This is a genomic window from Dietzia sp. WMMA184 (assembly GCF_002441635.1).
Classification (GTDB): Bacteria; Actinomycetota; Actinomycetes; order Mycobacteriales; family Mycobacteriaceae; genus Dietzia; species Dietzia kunjamensis.
In genome coordinates, this window is record NZ_NXEI01000003.1 from 1 (window position 1) to 19208 (window position 19208).

The window sequence follows — 19208 nt, forward strand, 5'->3', positions numbered from 1 at the left end:
CCAGAATGACAGCTGAACGATCCGATTCGTGGCAGTCCCGAGAAGAGTTGCTGGTGCTTCACGGGGTCCGCCTCGCCGGGTTCGCGGACACTGAGGCGGTCGCTGACCGCGTCGACCTGCCAGTCAGCATCGTCGGTGACACTCTCTGCGTCCTCAACAGGCAGTATCTGATTGAGCGTATGACGTTCGCTGACTCCGGTGGCTGGATTCTTACCGAAGCGGGCAAGTGCCGCGACGGCGAACTGCTACAGGAAGAACTTGAGGCGTCCGGCGCGCGACTCGTCCTCCAAGCCACGGCTGACAACTTTGAGACCAGCGTCAATCCCCGCCTCGTCCGGGCTGTGACCGACTGGCAGCTTCGCTCTTCCGCTGAGCGTACGGAGCGCGGAGTCGAGGTGCTGCTGGAGCTGACGGCCTTAGCCGATGCTCTCAGCGACCTCATGGCAGGCCTGGTTGGCCGGCTGCCGCGGTTCAGCCGGTACCCGCGGCAGTTCTCGGCGGCCTTGCACAAGGCTCGCGCGGGTGACCATCAGTGGGTGGCCGGCGTGGGCCGCCTCTCCTGCCACATCGTGTGGGCAGAACTCCATGAGGACCTGCTGTCCAGTCTTGGCCGCGACCGTTCCGCGGAACCCCATCAAGGAGGACGGTAATGGCCGCTCGCACTATCTATCTCGTGCGCCACGGGGCAGCCGACGCCTGGGGCCAGTTGACCGACGAGGGCCGGGCACAGTCCCGATTGATCGGCCAGCGACTCGCCCGTTTGCCCATCGACGTCGTGTGGCATTCCCCGCTGCCACGGGCAGTCGAGAGTGCCCGGATCATCGCAGCCGAGATGCCGCGCGTCCTGGTCGACGAGGCTGCCGAACTCGTCGACCATGTCCCGTTCGTCCCTGACCGCGAATACCTCTCACCCTCATGGGTGGGATTCTTCGACGGCTATGACCGCAGCGAAGCCGATGCCGGTCGAAGGACCGCAGACGGCCTGGCGGCACGGTTCGGCACGCCGAACACGCGGGCACAGCGCCCGACCCACGAGGTAGCCGTGACCCACGCGTACCCGATCGCCTGGATGGTGCGCGATGCACTCAGTGCCCCACCTGCCCGATGGATGTCGCTGGCCGGTGTCGCTAACACTGGGCTCACGGTGATCGAACACACCGACGGGGAACCCCCTGGCGTGGTGATGGTCAACGACATGTCTCACCTGCCCGCCGAACTGCGGTGGACAGGCTTCGCCGGCGGGAGACAGTTGTGAACATCGTGGACCTCGTCGACGCCGATCACTCGACCGCCGGTGGCAAAGCCGCCCCCTTGGCCGGGCTGACACGGGCTGGCTTCAAAGTACCTACCGGTTTCGTGGTGCCAGCAACCACCTACCGAGGCGCGGCCACGGCACTTGGCCTCACCGAACTCTCCACCGATCACGCCGAAGAGGCTCGATCACGAATCCTGCGCTCTCGCCTCCCGGACGGCGTTGTCGATGACGTCTCCCGGGCGTTGGAGCGCATCACCGACGGGGCGCCGACTGACTACGTGGCCGTGCGTTCATCCTCGATCGCTGAAGACAACGCCCACGCATCTGCCGCAGGACAGCATGACAGCTTCCTCGTCCTGCGCGGAGCCGAGCAGGTATGCCAGGCGATCCTGAAGTGCTGGGCCTCGCTGTGGACCGACCGCGCTGCCGCGTACCGAGCCCGCCAAGCCTGGCAGGCACCAGTCGACATGTCCGTGCTCGTCCAACGGCTCGTAGATGCCAGCGTCTCCGGGATCATGTTCACCGGCACTACCAGCGTGATCGAAGCATCGTGGGGCATCGGAGAACGGCTCGTCGCAGGACACGTCACTCCCGATTCCTGGCGCGTCAAAGACTCTGGCATCGTCGAGCGCCGGCTAGGACTCAAGGCCGAGCGCACCGACCGCTACGACGGGCATCTCGTCACCCGCCCCACATCCGCGGCAGAGCAGAAGGAGCCCTGTCTCACGGACCGCGACGTTCTGCGCTTGCACGCCCTCGGCAAAGAGGTCTCCATCACGTTGGGTGGTCCCAGAGACATCGAATGGGCCATCACGGACGACACGACGTGGGTCCTTCAAGCCCGACCCGTGACCGCAGCCGTCCCTGACTCCACAGCACTGCCCCCGATGGCCTCCGGCAATGCCACCCTCACCGGAGAGCCAGCCAGTCCAGGACTGGCTTCTGGCCCCGTCCGCCTGGTCCGCGGACCGGGCGACTTTCCCAAGGTCAAGCGCGGGGATGTGCTGGTCTGTCGCCACACCGATCCTGCGTGGACTCCGCTGTTCACCATTGCATCGGCAGTGGTGACCGAAATAGGTGGAGTGCTCTCCCACGCAGCGATCGTCGCCAGAGAAGTCGGGATACCCGCCGTACTCTCAGTCCCACGAGCGACCGAACTCCTCACCTCTTCCTCCGTGGTCACCGTCGATGGCAACACTGGCCAGATCTCGCTGTGAAGAGGTCTACTCTCCCGAGCGCACACGATGAGGGCTCGTTTGATGTGGTTACCACAGTGACCAGGGGCGGCCCGCAGCGATGGCGGCGCTGATGCGGTGTTCGATGGTGTGTGCGAGTTCGCCTGCCGCGAGTGCGCTGCGGATGCTCTCAGCGATGGTGCGGGAGAGCCCGTCTGGTCCGCGGGTGTCGGCCAGGGGGCTGCCCGGGCCGTGTCGTCGTGCGAGGTATTCGGTGCGGTTGTCGGTGGCGGTGCCCAGGCGTAGATGGTCGGGGTTGGTGCAGCCGGCGTAGTCGCAGCGGTGGCACAGGATGGGGTCGGTCAGGGCGCTCCAGCCGAGTCGGTCAATGATCCCGTGCGTGAGTTGGTAGGCGTACAGGTGTGCCGGGACGGTGCCGCGGCGGGAGAGCCCGGGAAGGCTGGCTGCGCGGAAGGAGCCGTGCCCGGTGGAGGAAATCGCGCCGATCCAGGGCCAGCATTGGTCAGGGCCGCGGCGGTAGCGCTTGTTCTCGAACCGATGCCGGGTAGCGGGGTCGGTGAGCCAGACCCGCCATAGTGCCGCTGGGGTGCGCACTGGTCGGGGGTCGCCGAGCAGGGAGAGCTGCTGGGTGTCGGTTCCTACGGGTCGGGGGAACAGGGCGGCGGTCATCGGGGCCTCGAGTGTCGGGGAGCTGTTACCGGGTGTGGCGAGGATAGGTGTCGACTCCGACATCAGTCGTGGTCGTCGAGGCGTGCGGCGAGGTAGACGCCTTGGTCGCGGGCGGCAAGGGCTCCCCAGCGCAGGGCCGCGGAGATGGACAGGCCTAGCAAGTCGGCCAGCACGGATGCGGGCAGGTCGGAGGCTAGTGCCAGTAGTGCGCCGCCGCGGGCCGCGCGGGCGTCGAGGCCGAGGTCGCGGCCCAGGAGCTGGGCCAGGCGGCCAGGGCTGAGGTGGGTTGCGTTGCGGCCTGGGAACAGCCAGGTCGGGGTGTTTGTGGGCCGGGGGTCGTCGGTGGGTAGGGGCTGACCTGCGAGGTCACCGATCAAGGCGGCCAACGCTGGTGGCAGCAGAACCGGATGATCGCGAAGTGACAGGTAGGTGTCGCCGCCGTCGGTGGTGATGTCCTCGGCGCTTAGTGCGGCGATGCGGGTGAGGTTCTGGCCGAACAGCAGTACCAGAGCGCCGGCCACGCGCAGGCGTAAGTCGAGTGCGGAGTCGGTGAGACACCGGCGCAGCAGCTGCCAGCGGGTGTGCTCGTCGAGGACGTGCCCGGGAAGTCCATCGGTTCCCAGCCAGGGCACCTCGAGGTCTGTTGTCAGTTCTCGCTTGTTGGTCCAGGTCAGAAAGTCGCGCAGGCGGCGCCGGGTGGTGGTGCCTTGGTCGAGCCAGCAGTCGACGTCTTGCTGAGTGGCCTGGGCGAGGTCGGTGCCGCGGGCGTGGAGCCAGTGCAGGAAGTCGGTGGCGCATCGGATGCGGGTGCGCGCGTACTTTGCTGCGGACGGGCTGTTACCGCGGACGCGGCGCAGGCGGTGGATGACGTGCCAGCTGGCGTAGGGCTGCAGTACGACGGCGATGTGGGGTGGTTGGTCGGCGAGCAGGGTGTCGATCCACGAGTCGAGGTCGTCGACGGTGTTATCGCGTGAGGGCAGGACTTCGATAGCGATCAGAAGCCGCCGCAGATAGCGGGTGCGACCGGTCTGGGGCCTGCAGTCCAGACTCGCGTGGGTTAGCTGTTCGTTGTCAGTGACAAGCTCGGTGAGCAGGGTTAGCCAGCTGCGCCGACTTTCGAGCAGGAGCGCGGTGCGCTGGGGTGAGTACATCTCCAGCAGCAGGGCCCGCACCTGCTCGGTCTGCCCGCGCAGTTGCGGGTGACTGCAGATCAGGAGCTTGTCGATTCTGGTGGCGTTGCGGCAGCCAAGGCAGTCGGTGGTGGTGACCAGAAGATCGATGGCTCCGCAGGAGCGGCAGTACCAGTTTCTGTGCTCTCCCGAGCATGGGCCGCAAATCGGCTGGTCGCGGTTGTCGAGTCCGGCTTGGGGGCGCTGGTGGCCGCAGGAGGCGCAGTCGATCGGGTTTCGGCGTAGCTGGTGGCAGCACGATAGACAGACCGGTCCCAGTGGCAGGGTGATCCGCACCGATCGGGTGAGACCACAGACTGCGCAGCGCTTTTTCGCCGCGGGCGACGCCCGCCGGTGGGGACGTTGCCGTGCGCGGCACGACGAGCAGATCGGTCGCCCGCTGGCTACGCCCCTGTCGCAGGGTTTGACCTCGCCACAAACGGTGCACTCGACGCTCGGTGGGATGTAGCAGCGGTAACAGATCCACTGGTCCGGCCGGGCAGGATCGCGGCGGGCATGCGATGTCGAGCGTCGGCATTGGTGGCAGGTGTGGGGGCGCCTGAGGTGGTAGCAGCGGGAGCAGAGCGGCCCAGCGTCGGTGATTGCGTGGGCCGGCTGATCGGGTCGGCCGCAGGCGCTGCAGGTGTACAGCCTTTTCGGCCCGCAGCTCTGGCACACCGGTTGCCCGTCGATGCGGTAGGCCACAGGCCGGGGTCGGTGGCACCGCGAGCACGGAGGTCGGCGATCGGGGTCCGCGCGCAGACAGCGGGCGCAGAGCACGCCGTCGTCCTCACGAGCTACGGGCACCGAGAGTGTTCCGCATCGCCGGCACGGGGTGCGGCGGGAGGCGTTGTAACAGGACATGCACCAGCGGCCCCCGCCTGGAGCGCAATACCGCAGGCGACGTTCTTGTCCGCAGCCCGCGCAAAGGGGCGGCGTGCTCGTTTCGGTCGGCAGTGCCGCGATCTGGTCGAGCAGTCGGTGCAGTCCTGGCGGCGGGTCCTGCGAGTGAGTGCGGACGGCTTCGGGATGCCGGCGCACGTAGTCGAGTACGCCCTGGAGTTCGTCCGGTAACAGTTCCGTGGCGGTGATCGCGGCGCGGTGTGCTGTCTTGGTGTGGTCGGGGTGGAGGAAGGCGAGCACGGTCGCCAGGGCGGCCGTGGGGTCGGTCATGAGCTTGTGGGTCGGCGGATGGTGGTGCGCCGCACGGGCGGGGCGTGACCTGTCTCGGTGGCGCCGGCGGGTTTGGCCACCGAGACGTCGGCGGTGGTGATTTCGATGAGGTCGGAGGTGTCGACGTCAAGGATGTCGCACAGGGCTGCCAACACGTCCAGGCTCAGGCGTTGAGGGGTGGTGGTGACCATCCGGTAGACCTGTTCGCGGGACAGGTGGATGCCGCGTTCGGCCAGCAGCGGCACGAGGTCGCTGGTGGCGAAGTGTCCGCGTTCGGCCATCAGGGTGCGCAGGTGCCAGGTGTAGCTCATCTTCTTGTTCACGGGCTCTCCCACAGGTCGGGGTGGCGGTTGAGGGATCGGCGCAGCAGGCGGTTGCGGTACTCGTCGGACACGCCGGTGTAGATGGCGGTGGTCGCGGCGTAGGAGTGGCCGACCTGGGTGGAGACGAACCGTTCGGGGTAGTCGAACTCCACCAGGTGGGTGACGTAGGAGTGGCGCAGGCAGTGCAGTTTCAATACCGGGTCCAGGCCTGCCGCGTCGCGGGCGGTGGTGAACGCGTCGTCGATGCGGCGCAGTGAGATGCGATCCGAGCGTTCGGTAACCCACAACGCCGGATGGCCCCGGCATCCGAGTAGCGGCCGAACTTCGGTCCGCCAGTGCTCCAGGACCGGCACGATCCAGTCCATCTCCGGGACAGTGAGCACGGTGCGGCGTTTGGCTGTCCCTCCCCTGCTTGCTTTGCCGAACCGGACGAACAGGGCACCGTAGTCGCGGTAGCACGGGGTGGTCGGGTTGTGTCGCAGGTCGGTCACGTCCAGCCCCCACGCTTCCTGGCGGCGAAGCCCGAACGCGTAGATCATCTTGAGCAGCGCGGCATCACGCTGTGCGGTCAACGCTCCCTTACGCCCGGTCCCTGGGATCGCTTCGGCGCGACCGTCGGCGGCATCGAACAGCGCCTGCACTTCGTCGTAGCTCAGTGGTCGTCGGCCGGGTGCGCCTTCGTAGTCGGTGGTGTGGACGATGGTGTTCCACTCGTGCAAGATCTGCTGCGGCACAGTGTCGAAGAGTTGCTGGCACGTGCCGATCCAGCCGTAGCGGGGATCGGTGATGTAGGTCAGGAACATCCGGATGGTGATCTCGTACATCCGCGCGGTGGACATCGCGATCGGATGCGCCGCTTGTCGGCGGTCGGAGATGAACGCCTCGGCGTCCGTGCATGTCCAGGACCACGGGTACTCGTTGGTGAACACGGCGAAGCGTCGGATCAACGCGAGGCGTACGTCGATGGTCTGAGCTTTCAGGAAGCGGGAACGCTGTTGCATCGCCCAGCCGTCGAGCATCGCCTCGAACACCGCAGGTTTGGCGTCGAGGAATGTCACGCCGTCCGGCAGGACATAGCGTGCGGAACCGGGGAGTTCAGCCCTCATCATCATGTTGTATACGATGCAACATCGAGTCGTTTAATGCAATGGCTAAAGTAGAGGTCAACTGACGCCCATGTGAGCGGGAAGCGCGTTTTGGTGATCGGCCAGCGGGTTCACTATGACGTCGAATAGCCGACCAGATGCAACTCCGCGCGGTTCCTTCCGTAGCCATCGGAGATTGCTCCGGTCCAGATCCAACAGCCGCCGGCGGGCGCTTTGACAACGCGGGACCAGAACGCGGTGATTGCGGCGCTGGTGGGAGGCAGTGTTGGATCATACGGACGCGACCGTCTCACCGACGTGTGGGACCCCGTCCCGAGGTCCATTCCGGGCAAGGGAATGTCGACGCCCCCCGGGTCATGGTGGGGGTCAGTGATCGTGGGCACCGTTGTTGTCCGACTGGGAGTCCTCACCGCGAGCGTCTGCGTCGATGGAGGAGTCGGGCGTTGTCTCAGCGGCTTCGCCGTCGGCACGGTCCTTCGCGGCGCGGATCGCGGCGCCGACCTCGCGGGCGGACAGTCCAGTCATCTCGGCCAGATCGGACTGGGCGACGCCGAGGTCCTTCAGCTCGATCAGCGCCTCCCCCAGGGCGGCTTCGGCGTCGGCGCGGGCGTCGATCGCGGAGAACACCGCCACGAGCTTGGACTCGCGCTTGCGCGCCCGATCGAGCTCGTCGGCCATCGCCTGGCGGGCGCGGGCCCGCGCGGTCTGGGAACGCGAATCAGTCTTCGTAGCAGCCATGGCCCAAACCCTAAAGCACGCCTACGACACCCGCGAGCGCCAACCACTCCCCCACCCGACCACCGCGGTGCTCATTACGTCCCCGCCTGAGACGCCACCACCGTGCCCAGCCCCCACACTCGCTCCCGCTTGTTTAAACAGCCACAAACAGCCGCACACAGTAGGCACTTCGAGTGAACGATGGGAACCTGCTGGTCACAGCACCGTGCGCTGTGACGCATAGACGCGCAGATTCGGTCCGCATACGCTGGTGGGTGTGATGAGCCTTCGAGCCGTACACGCGGGCACTGGATACCAGTACCTGCTGCGCTCGGTCGCCACTCACGACGCCGACCCGCAGGGCATGGCCCTGTCGGACTACTACGCCGCCAAGGGCACCCCGCCGGGACGGTGGATCGGGCGCGGACTGGACGGTTTGGACTCGGAGAATGCGACCGCGGGGGCGGTCGTCACCGAAGCGCAGATGGCGGCCCTGTATGGCGAGGGCCTGCACCCAGATACCGACCAGATGATGGCCGACGGCCGCGGTCTGTCGTCCTGCAAGCTCGGCCGATCCTTCCCCATCTATACCGGCGGGGTCGACGTGCTGGAGGCCATAGCCGTGGCCGAAAAGGCGTTCCTTCACACCGAGGGCCAGCGCCCCACCAGCGACGAGCGAGGACAGATCGCCGAGGGGGTCGCGCGCCCGTTCTATACCGAGAAGTTCGGTTACGAACACGCCTCTGGCAAGGACGTCATTGCGTGGGTCAACCGTGAACGCGACCAGGTCAAGCAAGCGGTCGCCGGGTTCGACTTCACGTTCTCCCCGGTGAAAAGTGTCAGCGTCTTGTGGGCGCTCGCCGATGAGAAGACTGCCTCCCAAGTGGCCGCCCTGCATCACGAAGCCGTGGCCGAAACCCTGGCATGGGCCGAGAACAACGCGATCTACACCAGGGTCGGAACGGGCGGCATCAAGCAGGTTAAGACGGGCGGCATCATCGCGGCTGAGTTCACCCACTTCGACACCCGGTGCGGGGACCCGGACCTGCACTCCCACGTGCTGCTGGCTAACAAGGTCCAAGCTCCCAACGGGCGCTGGCTGTCGCTGGATTCCCGTGCGATCCATCAGATGCACCAGACGATCTCGGCCCGCTACGACGCGACCCTGCACGACCTTCTGACCCGCCGCATGGGCGTGGAGTTCCAGGCCCACTACCCGCCCCCGGACAAGGCGCCCATCTGGGAGATCAAGGGCATCGACCGCCGCCTGATCGACGCCTTCTCCTCGCGCCGGGCCCTGGCCAGGCCGGTCTATGACCGACTCGTCGCGCAGTACGTTGAGAAGAACAATCGGCAGCCTTCCCAGCGGGCGTCCTACGCCCTGTGGCAGAAGGCCATCCTCGACACCCGCGACGCCAAGAAGCCCGCCCAATCACTGGCCGAACACCGCGCCACCTGGCGGGAGATGGCCGAAAAGGTCGTCGGCACGCACGCGGTGGACAGCGTGGTTGGCGAGGTCACCGGGCAGGGTCGGAGCCAGGTGTCGCGGGAGCTGTTCGACGCCCAGGTCCACGCCCGCCTGGTGGCCGAGCAGGCGGTGGCGGCAGTGACCGAACGCCGGGCGCAGTTCCGCCGTTCCCACATCGACACCGCCGTCTCCACCTTGCTCAAGGGTTACCGATTCGAGGGCGCCGAGGCCCTCGACCGGGCGCACGAACAGGTCATGGTTACCGCTATGGGAGAGCTCGTGGTGCAGCTGACCCCGCCGGAGGTTCTGGACCTTCCCAGCCCTCTGATCGGTCCGAGCAGGGCTGGTGTGGACCGGCACGCAGGCGCCGAGAAGTACACCACTCAGGCAGTGCTGGACGCCGAAACCGTCACCCTCGAAGCGGTGCACACGCCGGTCGCGGTGATCGCTATCCGCGCCGATCTCGACCGTGCGCTGAAGGCGCACGAGGACGCCGAGGGTTGGTCCCTCAATGCCGGCCAGACCGCTCTGGCGCAGCACCTCATTGGTGCCGGAACGCTCCTGGCCGCCGGGGTGGGTCCGGCCGGAACCGGCAAGACCGCATCCATGAAGGTCGTGGCCCGCACCTGGCAACAAACCGGCCGGTCGGTTATCGGCCTTGCTCCTTCCGCGGCAGCGGCCAGCGTCCTCGCGGGCGACATCGGCACCGACTGTCACACCATCGATTCTCTGACCTTCACCTGGATGGGCAAGCATCCCACCCTCCCCGGGAAATCGCTCGACGCACTGCCTGTCACGATCAAACCTGGGGACATGCTTCTGGTCGACGAAGCGGGCATGGCCAGCACCGAGAACCTGGCCGCGCTGACCGAGATCGCCGCCGAATCCGGGGCCATCCTCCGCCTGATCGGCGACCCCAAACAGCTCGCGGCAGTCGAGACTGGCGGTCTGTTCGCCGACCTGGCCAGCACCCCGGGAACGCCTCAGCTGCGCGAGGTGATGCGCATGGGTGCAGACACCGACCAAGCCGACGCGACCCTCGCCCTTCGCGAAGGTGACCCAGACGCACTGGCTCTCTACAACGGGCGGGGCTGGATCACCGGCGGGCACCGGGAGGCGATGCTCACCGAGGCCGCTCAGGCGTTCCTGGCAGACACAGCCGCTGGCCGACAGGCACTGATCATCGCCTCGACCAACGCCGACGTCGACACCCTCAACGAAGTGATCCGGGCCGACCGGATCGCCCGCGGACTAGTCGACGACGCACACACCACTAGGGTCGCTCGCGGCGACACCGTGGGTGTCGGGGACACCGTCATCGCCCGCACCAACTCCAAGCTCTACACCTCTGACCGCACCTACCTCGGACGGATCATTAACGGACAGTTGTTCACCGTCACCGGCATCTCAGGCGATGGGTCACTGGGGGTGCGCGACTCCTCCACCGGGCAGGCCATGCTCATCCCCGCCAGCTACGCCGGCAAGAGCATCCACCTCGGTTACGCGGCCACCATCCACCGCGCCCAGGGCGCCACCGTCGATACCGTCCACGCCGTCATCGACGCTGGCGTGGACCGCGCCGGCCTGTACGTCGCCATGACCCGAGGCAGACGAGAAAACCGCGCCTACGCCGTATGCGAACCCGCCCTCGACACGGGCGCCGAGGACGCACACATGCACTCCGCCGGCGACCACGAAGCCCCAACACCCGAGCAGGTGCTGACTGGCGTTCTGGCCCGCGAGACGCACCAGGCCTCGGCCACCGAAACCCTCCGCCAGGAGTACGAGAGCGCCACCAGCGACGAACGGCTGGAGCAGCTCTACCGCCACGGCGTGGACCTCGCCGCCCGAGACTTTGCCGCCGCCACCCTCCCGGCCTATATCGACGCGCTACCGCGGGCCTACGCCCACCAGCTCGAGGCAGACCCCGACCAGTACCAGGCCCTGGAAGGCGCGTGGACCGACGCAGCCATCCGAGGCCTCGACCCCCGCGAGGAATGGGACAACGCCACCGAAATCCTCGACACTGCCAACAAGCCCGGCTCTGTCATCGCCCACCGGATACGTCACGCGACTCGCGAGTCCACCGACACCACAGCTCTGCCCACTCCCCCACCCGCGGCCCCGGGATGCGATACCGAACTGGCCATCTGGCTTGCAGAGACCCACCGCGCCCTCATCTCAGGTCCTGCCTCCCAGGCGGTAGCCCGTGCAGGGTCTTTCACTGCCGAGGACTTCGTTGATGCCTACCTCGCAGCTCGGTCCGCAGAACACGAACCCGGCCCGGATACCCACCCCCCGACGAGCTCGCCATGGGGGCCTTCGACCGACTCATCCCCCGACCTGTGGTGACTCGCCCCGACTCGTGCGGTGCCAGTGGTCAGGCTGCGGTGCGGGCCCACTGGTGCGGGGCGAGCAGCATGTCGGGAGCGGGTAGTGCGGCGCGGGCTGCGGCGACCAGTTCCCACCAGCTGTCGGGATCGGCCTCGCGATGGCGATCTTGGGCAGCCATCGCCGCGCCCCAAGTGGTGGCTGATACTGGCGGGCCGGTCGAGGTGGCGCCGTATGCCAGGGCAATGTCAGTCGGGTGGATCTGCTCAGCCTCAGCAGGGTTGGGAAATTCGCCCCACTCGGCCAGCGCGTCGGAGCGCTGCGGCTGGTGTCGTGTGGTGAACCACCACACGAACACCGCCGAATGCAGCCGGTACAGGCGCACCCGATCAGCGTGCGCACCATCAACACCAGCAGCAACGGCGGCTCGCGCTAACCGGGAGCGACTCCGGTACACGCGGCCATCAGCGGTGCACAGCCCGAAAGAGCGCAGTGCGCGCAGTTTGCTGCGCACCGTCGCCGGGCAGATCCCGAGCCTGGTCGCCAGCTCACGCACCGACAGGCGGCCAGAGGCCAGTTGTGTCCACACGCGCATGCCCAGCACCCCGAGAGCACGGGCATGCCAGATGTCCTCTCGGGCGCACTCGAGCTCAGCGTCAAGCTGGCTCTGCATCTCCGGGGTAAATACTGCGCCACTTCTTCGCTCCCCGCCCCCGGGTCTTACGATCCGCCACACTGCCGCCCAGGGGCCAGCTGCTCGCTGCACGCGGGCGACCCACCCCTGCTGGACAAGCGCTCTCAGCCGGTCGGCTACGGTGTCTCTGGTCAGACCTGCGGCCAGGGCCCAGTCGCGCTCGGACAGGTGCACCTCGGTGGCTGCGGCTGCGACGGTGCGGGCTGCCAGTGCCAGGAGCACGAGGCGGTCTTGGGCTCCGGTCTTGCCGGCCCACCGGCGGGGACGGGCGTCCATGCGGGTGAGCAGGTCGGCGACAGTGGTCTCGGCAGCGCGGCGGGCGGGCGAGGGTCCTGCAGTGCTGGACTGGGTGTAGCTGGCTGCGGTGACGGCTTTGGCCCACTGGCGGGCCAACTCGGCGGTCGCGTCTAACCGGGGGGTGCGCTCCCCTGCGTTGATGCGATGGGTGCGGACGAACTCCAGGCCGGGCCAACGGTCAGTTAAGGCAGCCTCGTGCAGGTCGCGATACTGCATCCGGGCGTGGGCGCAGCCCAACAGGATCGACCACCCCACCGCGGAGGCATCCGTGCGGTCGGTGATCGGGGCGCGGGCAAGGGCACGAATCTGTGGGTTCAGGGGACGTCTGGGCCCGGCCAGGTATGGATGGCCTTGCACATCGACGTGCACAGGAACCGGGGCGATCCCAGCATCGGTGGCGGAGGCGCCCTTGCTCTGAGGGGGTTGTGTCAGCTGCGTGAGAACTGTGCGCAAGGCCCGCAGGGACACCGGCCGGATATGGGGATCTGTCAGGGGCATCGATGTGCCGCCGGCGCGGTGGGGCGAGCCCGGGGCGCGGACACAACCCGTGCGCGAATTAGCCAGCGGGCCCCGGTCCAGCGAGGGCCACGCGGCGCTGAAAGCGTCGATGAGCGGTGCCAGGCGGTGCGCGGAGACGGCGGTGCTCAGCCGGATCCATACGTGGTATCCCCCAGCAGGTCCTGACGAGCACACCAGGTGCTCGATGCCCGCGGCAGTCAGGGCAGATGTGCACGCTGCGAGGTCTTTGTCCGCGGTTGAGCCGGCATGGTGGGCGTCGAAATCGAGGGCGAGGAGCCGAAACTTGCCCGATTCATCGGTCAAGTGCAGCGCGAAAGGTGTCCCCTCCCCCGGCACTCCGTCGGTGAGACGTCGCGTGACGGCGAAGGTATGCGCCTTGTGCGAGTCGACACGCACATACGGGCGCGGACTCCACGCGCACACCACAGAGTCCCACCACCAGGTGGAATCTCGGGTTGTGAGGTTATCGAGGTCAGAGCGAGACACGCCGATCGGATCGACTGGACCATCCGATGGGTATGACTTACTCTGAGAGGTGCCTGGAAGCACAGCTCTCCTAATTGGTGAGCAACACCGAGTTTGAGCGCCAACTCGAACTCTTGACTTTCGATCCCGGTCCACCTGCCAGTGGGCCGGGATCAGTCATTTCAGGGTTGCGGGGTGTTCAACTGTCGGCCGGGCACGGACCGGCCACCGCTTCACGCTGAAATTGCCTCCTCATCTGCAGGTGGAACTACGGCCTCGGGCAGGCCAAGATTGATGGCGGCGAGGTCAGCCAAGTACTGAGACATCGAGACGCCTCTAGACCTGGCTTCCACCCGAAGTGCCTCGTACACCTCAGGGGCCATACGGACGGGCACGCGCATGCGCTCGCCGAATGACGGTCGCCCGGGGCCCCGCTGCTTCGTCGCCATGTGAGGAAAACTCCCACACTTGGCGCCACAAATCCTATCGACACGCCTAGGTGAGGTGGAGTTTTTTGGCGCCGTCTACGGCTCTGTCGGCGGTCAGCGGCTGCGGCACACCAGTATCGGTAGACACCGCAAAACCAGTATCGGTACATACCGCAACACCATCACCGGTCTAACGGTGAGTACCGAAGTACCGCTAACGGTTCAAGGGTATTTCGGGATGTTCGGCGTGGCTGGCGCGCCCCTGCGCTGCAGTTTTGGTATCAAGGTGATGACCACAATTGGTACAGCGGTATCGCGGTGTTAGAAGATTGAGGTGTAGCGGGTTTTGAAGATTGCGGTAGTTAACACCAAGGGTGGCGTCGGTAAGACGACCACCGCCATCTACCTAGCGACGGTCGCGAGCGCGCAGGGCAAGTCGACTGAGTTGCTAGACGCGGACCCTCAGGGGTCGGCCACTAGTTGGGCTGAGATTGCGACGGAGGGGGGTGTGCCTTTGCCGTTTCAAGTCTCGCCCGCGAACAAGATCACGCTTTCGCGCGCATCTAGTAGCGACCTCACAGTGATCGACACGCCTCCGGGTGCTGCTGACATCATTCAGGCCGCGATCGATGCGGCTGATGTTGTCGTGGTCCCCACTGCGCCGTCTGGTTTGGACCTCCAGCGCGTCTGGCCAACGTTGGAGGCTGCTGCGCATAAGCCAGCTGGCGTCCTTCTCACGAGCGTTGAGCTCGGCACTAAGCTGCTCGAGCTCACAAAGGAGGCCCTTGAATCGGAAGGGGTGTTCGTATTCGAGAATGTGATTGGGAAGCGACAGGCGATACGCCAATCATTCGGCACATGTCCAACAAGCTTCTTCGGCTATCGAGACCTGATGGACGAGATCGTTGAGGTGACTAAATGAGTGGCAAATCGGAACCGGTGAGCCGTAGTTTGCGCCCACGGGCCGCAGCTCCCATCCGGCCGGTCTCGGAAACGTTCTCTGCTTCTGAAGCCGCACGTCCGCCCGGTCCTCGGCGTACGAAGACATCGCTAGCGCTTGACGTTGAGGTGTACCGGAGAGCGAAGATCGCGGCCATCCAACAAGGGGAGACCGTGTCTGAGTTTATCGAGGCAGCTATTCGAAATGCGCTTCCTGAGTAGTTGCGCCCAGAGGTAGATACCGTCGTCGGTGAATACGGATCGAGGTATATACCGCTGACGGTGTCGGTCACCGGAGAGATCGTGATTCTCAGGCTGGTAGGCAAGTCCGGTGCGAGCATCGAGCACGGGCGCCGAGCCGCGTGACGAGCCCGCCCTGTGATGAGGGGGAGTTGGCAATCAGCGTCTGAACTGCGAACTTTCCATGTTCGCGTTCACCGGCAATTGTGGCTTGAGCCCGGTTGATGGTTGGCCGTGCTGCCAGTCGTGCCGGCCGGAGCTGCTCCCGTGGTTCTGGGTCGCCTTCCCGCTGGCAGAACTCTTGGTGGCCGGGCCGCGTTGCCCCACTTGTGTTCCCGCGTATCGGTGTAGTCGGTGACTGGATGATGTTCATGCCGTTGGTGGGCCGCCTTTGGTGGCGTCGAGACCCTGGGTAACGAGCAGTTCTAGCAGCTTCGGCTTGTCTGCTTAGCCCCGCTGATTCACGGGCCGGTGTGACTGCTGCTGTCGGGTGACGGCGGGCTTGTTTTCGCGTAAGGGCGTGCGGGGGTGCCGGCTGGCGCTGCCGGTGGGCGGGTCTCCGGGTGGTGATGTCGAGGGCGGGCAGGTGAGATCAGGCTGGTTTGGGGATCGCGGCGATCTTGTTGAACGCGGCGACGATGGCGGTGGCCCAGGGCCACGTTTCGGGGATCTTCACCCGGCGTCGCCGGCCGCTACGGGTCAGCCGGGCTGCGACGTGCAGGAAGCGGTAGCGCAGCGCTTTGGGCTCGCACAAGGCCAGAACCGCAGCCTCGCCGGTACAGGCCAGCATCCGTGTCCACGCCACCAGATCTGCGGCGAGCATCACCGCCACCAACCAGGCCTGGTTGAGCGCGAACTCGCGTGAGGGCAGACGGCCAAGACCGGTGTCCTTGGCGTGACGGATCCGGTCCTCTACCCGGGCGTGCGCCCGATGCCGTGCTTCAAGAAACTGCAGTTGCCCGGTGGTGGTGTTGGTGGCAAACGCCTGGTAGCGCCACCCGTCGATCTCCTCGAACATCGACAACTGGGCGCCGGGGTGGGGTCGTTCGCGGCGGACGATGACCCGCATCCCGTCTGGCCACTTGGCGAGCATCCCGGGAGCGAGAAATCCGGTCAGCTCGGCAACCTCGGCCCCGTCCCGGATGTCACCGGAGGGATTGAGCGCTGGTCCCCACGCGGCCTCGGGGCAGGTCACGATGGCCCGGCGAATCGGGGCGGTGATGGAGAACCCGACCGAGTACTCCACCCGTCGACCACGGACGCGGTTCTGCTCGGTGATCCAATCCAACAGGTCGTGAGAGGCGCCGGCGCCGTCCGAGCGGATCAGCAGGTCACGCCGGTGAGCAGCGGGGATCTGCGCGATTGCCTGGCCCAGGACGTCGATGTGGTCGGCAGCGGTGTTGGAGCCAGCATTGCCCGGGCGCAAGCTCGCGGCGAGGAACTCTTCTGTGTTGTCGCACCACACGCCGATCGGGTGGTAGCCGAACGTGCGCTTATACGTCGGAGCTGCATGTTCCTTCTCGCTGTGGGTGACCACGATGGTGGCATCCACATCGAGCACGACCGTCGATCCCAGATCCCGCCCCGCACACGCCGATGCGGGCACCCCGCCGGGCAGGTGCGACCACACGTGCCGCCGGGTGCGGGCACGCGCGACCTGGATCTTCTTGCGCTTGCCGGCAGTGACCTCATCGAGCGTGCGCCACACCGTCGGCGCCGACGCCACTGGGCCCAGGGCCCCGGACTGGTGGCGCAGGACGCCGATGTCGGAGATGGACTCGCCGCCATCGGCGAGCATCACCGCGGTATCGATCAGCACACGGCCGCGGTCGTGGATCGGGATAAATTGTCGGCGAGCCATGGCCCCTGACAGCTCGGCGGTCAGACCGACCTGATCAGCCAGAAGTCGAGGCGCGATGGCCCCGGCGTGGGCGATCACCCCGACACCATCAGCAGTAACGGACAGACCGGCCGACCACGAAGTACGCTTCACCTACCGAGTGCTTTCTGCTGGAGAACATGGAACCTTAGACAAGTCCCAGTTTCCCCTGTTCAGGAAGCACTTCGGTCTATTTTCGCCCAGCGATCCGCAGATCCCCGTGAATCACCGGGGTTAGGCGTTGGATCCTGCCATCGCGAGCCGTGGCGACTCGGAGTGGGACGGAGTCACTTGTAGACGTCGCCGCGGTGCCCAATGCGCAGCACAAGTACGACGAGGGCGTCATCCTCGATGTCGTAGATGATGCGGTAGTCGCCCACGCGGATGCGGAGTTCGCCGTCGCCTCCGGCGAGCTGAATCGCGCCAGGCGGTCGCGGTGTCACCGCGAGGGCTTCGATGGCGCGGACGATTCGCTTTTGCTCGGTGGGATGAACTTTGCGGAGGGCTTTGGCGGCCGAGGGCTTATAGGTGATCGAATAGGGCATCAGCGAGTGGGGCGCGCAGGCTTACAGGCCCAGTTCCGCCATGAGCTCTTCGTGGGAGATGCTGCCGCCCTCACGGCGAGCGTCGGCCGCGCCCTGAACGTCGGCCTGATCCTCCAGGGCCTGCAGTGCCCGGTCGAAGAACTCCGGCGAGACGACAACGGCGCGACGACGGCTGCCACGGCTGAGGATCTCCACAGGCGCCCGCTGTGCGGCGTCGAGCACCTTGCTCTGATGGGCGCGAAAATTACTGAGCGTCGTGGTCACCATGACGCCAAGAGTACATCTTGTACAACTCGCGGTCTAGTGGTCCTTAGATGCCGCGGGCAGTGGGATCGACTCGTCTCTCCTGATCCGCACACTTGACGGAATTCAACATTATCGGCGCACGAGATCTCGCTGGTCAGACGATGGCCCTCGGATCGTCGCGATCGGGCTGAGGGGCGCGAGTCTCTGACGGCGGCTTGTGTCGGTAGCCGGACTTATAGTTGGCGCGTGACTACGTCTTCTCCAGATCCTCGCAAGGTGTTCGTGATCCACGGGCGTAATAGTGCCGCCCGAAACCAGCTCTTCACGTTCCTCCGAGCTTTGGGCTTGTCCCCAATCGAATGGAATCAGGCAGTCCATGAGACAGGCGAAGGAGCACCGTACATCGGTCAAGTGCTTGATAAGGCGTTCGAGATAGCGCAGGCGATCGTCGTGCTGGAGACACCCGATGATGTCGCGTATCTCCGAGCAGATTTAGCCGAAGACGATGACACTGAAACATCACCACAGCCACAGCCTCGCCCGAACGTTCTCTTCGAAGCTGGCATGGCTATGGGACGAAACCCGAAGCGGACCATCATTGTTGAGTTCGGCAAGATTAAGCAGTTCAGCGACATCCACGGCCGCCATACGATTCGCCTCGACGGTAGTCCAGAGAAGCGCCAAGCGCTCCGAAACCGCTTGTCCACGGCAGGCTGCAAGGTCGACGAAACAGGCGTCGACTGGCTTAGTTCGGAGCTGACGGCCCCTAGTGCTCCAGGTGGCGGCCTTCCGCTCGGAATACGTACTCCAGCGCCCGAGCGCCCTACCCGCCCGAGATTCTCTGCAACCCACTCCCGTCGGGGAGGAAACAAACTCGACTTCGTTGAGATAACGAACAACGGGCCAGGTGATGCATTTGACGTCGACGTCGTAGAGGTCGACGCGACCGGGCGCGGACTTCTCCGAGACCATGAACCGCTCCCGGTTCCAAAGCTCCCGGCGGGCAAGTCAATTCGTATGGACTATATGGGCAACATCGCGGCGGGCGACAACAAGCGGTACTTCACACTGCTCATCAAGGGGCGAACCGCAGACGGTGAGCAGTTCGATCACGAAGAGTTCGTGAGCATGACATGAATGTGTCCATCCCTACCGACGACGACAACTTCCTTCGTCGGGAATGTCCGACCTGCGAACGGCAGTTCAAGTGGCACCTCGGCCCCATCAACGCCCTCGCCGCCGCTGAGCCAACTCCGGACGTCTACTACTGCCCTCTGTGCGGTGTCGCCGCCGGCACCGGCCACTGGTGGACCAAAGAGCAGCTCGAGTACGCCCAAGCCCGTGCTATGCCAGAGGTCCTCGAACAGCTATCGAATGAGACAGGACTACGCATCGCTTCAATGTCCACAGTCCCGGAAGCGATGACCGAACCCAACGACATGGACATCGTGCAGTCACCATGTCACCCGTACGAGCCAATCAAGGTGCCAGCGGGACACGAACAACCGATTCACTGCCTAGTGTGCGGATCGGCCTTCGCTGTCTAGCC

15 protein-coding genes are annotated in these 19208 nt (G+C 65.8%); 6 read left to right on the plus strand and 9 right to left on the minus strand.

The window, feature by feature from the left end; all coding sequences use genetic code 11:
• The 3 genes from CK206_RS18170 to CK206_RS18180 all read left to right on the plus strand — a co-directional run.
• Positions 1–650 (plus strand): hypothetical protein (locus CK206_RS18170; RefSeq protein WP_216824189.1); only part of this gene is annotated, 650 nt, incomplete at its 5' end.
• Positions 650–1255 (plus strand): histidine phosphatase family protein, encoded by a 606-nt coding sequence (locus CK206_RS18175; RefSeq protein ID WP_096907545.1) that lies wholly within the window; start codon positions 650–652, stop codon positions 1253–1255. The genes CK206_RS18170 and CK206_RS18175, both read left to right, overlap by 1 nt.
• Complete coding sequence (locus tag CK206_RS18180; RefSeq protein ID WP_096907546.1) at positions 1252–2472, plus strand: PEP/pyruvate-binding domain-containing protein; 1221 nt, start codon at positions 1252–1254, stop codon at positions 2470–2472. Before CK206_RS18175 ends, CK206_RS18180 begins: the two co-directional genes overlap by 4 nt.
• Positions 2473–2520: 48 nt before the next feature.
• Here CK206_RS18180 and CK206_RS18185 read toward each other — a convergent pair whose 3' ends face one another.
• The 5 genes from CK206_RS18185 to CK206_RS20535 form a co-directional block, all read right to left on the minus strand.
• Positions 2521–3120, minus strand: a complete 600-nt coding sequence (locus CK206_RS18185; protein WP_096907562.1) for a hypothetical protein — start codon at positions 3118–3120, stop codon at positions 2521–2523.
• Between the two features lie 62 nt (positions 3121–3182).
• Positions 3183–4586, minus strand: coding sequence for a hypothetical protein (locus CK206_RS18190; RefSeq protein ID WP_143337779.1), 1404 nt, complete (start codon positions 4584–4586; stop codon positions 3183–3185).
• 872 nt (positions 4587–5458) lie between these two features.
• A complete protein-coding gene (locus CK206_RS18195) occupies positions 5459–5785 on the minus strand; it encodes a helix-turn-helix transcriptional regulator (RefSeq protein WP_096907548.1) in 327 nt (108 codons plus the stop codon).
• Positions 5782–6891, minus strand: coding sequence for a tyrosine-type recombinase/integrase (locus tag CK206_RS18200; protein WP_371607152.1), 1110 nt, complete (start codon positions 6889–6891; stop codon positions 5782–5784). Before CK206_RS18200 ends, CK206_RS18195 begins: the two co-directional genes overlap by 4 nt.
• A gap of 366 nt (positions 6892–7257) precedes the next feature.
• Positions 7258–7629: a hypothetical protein gene (locus tag CK206_RS20535; protein ID WP_254050714.1), complete on the minus strand. Its 372-nt coding sequence runs from the start codon at positions 7627–7629 to the stop codon at positions 7258–7260.
• Between the two features lie 259 nt (positions 7630–7888).
• On the opposite strand from CK206_RS20535, the gene mobF reads away from it, so the two are divergent.
• Positions 7889–11428 carry a MobF family relaxase gene (gene mobF, locus CK206_RS18215; protein WP_096907551.1) on the plus strand — a complete coding sequence of 1180 codons (3540 nt, stop codon included), beginning with the start codon at positions 7889–7891 and terminating at the stop codon, positions 11426–11428.
• A 28-nt stretch (positions 11429–11456) separates the two neighbouring features.
• Here the strand turns inward: mobF and CK206_RS19755 are convergent, their stop codons facing one another.
• Positions 11457–13313 (minus strand): hypothetical protein, encoded by a 1857-nt coding sequence (locus tag CK206_RS19755; RefSeq protein WP_143337780.1) that lies wholly within the window; start codon positions 13311–13313, stop codon positions 11457–11459.
• Between the two features lie 843 nt (positions 13314–14156).
• Here CK206_RS19755 and CK206_RS18225 point away from each other — a divergent pair.
• Entirely contained in the window at positions 14157–14732 is a 576-nt protein-coding gene (locus CK206_RS18225; RefSeq protein ID WP_096907553.1) for a ParA family protein, read from the plus strand.
• 849 nt (positions 14733–15581) lie between these two features.
• Here the strand turns inward: CK206_RS18225 and CK206_RS18230 are convergent.
• The 3 genes from CK206_RS18230 to CK206_RS18240 all read right to left on the minus strand — a co-directional run bounded on the left by CK206_RS18230 (position 15582) and on the right by CK206_RS18240 (position 17680).
• Positions 15582–16982 (minus strand): IS1380 family transposase, encoded by a 1401-nt coding sequence (locus tag CK206_RS18230; RefSeq protein WP_096905723.1) that lies wholly within the window; start codon positions 16980–16982, stop codon positions 15582–15584.
• A gap of 173 nt (positions 16983–17155) precedes the next feature.
• Complete coding sequence (locus CK206_RS18235) at positions 17156–17413, minus strand: type II toxin-antitoxin system RelE/ParE family toxin (RefSeq protein ID WP_032375740.1); 258 nt, start codon at positions 17411–17413, stop codon at positions 17156–17158.
• 21 nt (positions 17414–17434) lie between these two features.
• Positions 17435–17680, minus strand: coding sequence for a type II toxin-antitoxin system Phd/YefM family antitoxin (locus CK206_RS18240; RefSeq protein WP_033098516.1), 246 nt, complete (start codon positions 17678–17680; stop codon positions 17435–17437).
• Between the two features lie 261 nt (positions 17681–17941).
• On the opposite strand from CK206_RS18240, the gene CK206_RS18245 reads away from it, so the two are divergent.
• Positions 17942–18796: a TIR domain-containing protein gene (locus CK206_RS18245; protein ID WP_254050715.1), complete on the plus strand. Its 855-nt coding sequence runs from the start codon at positions 17942–17944 to the stop codon at positions 18794–18796.
• Positions 18797–19208 lie beyond the last annotated feature (412 nt).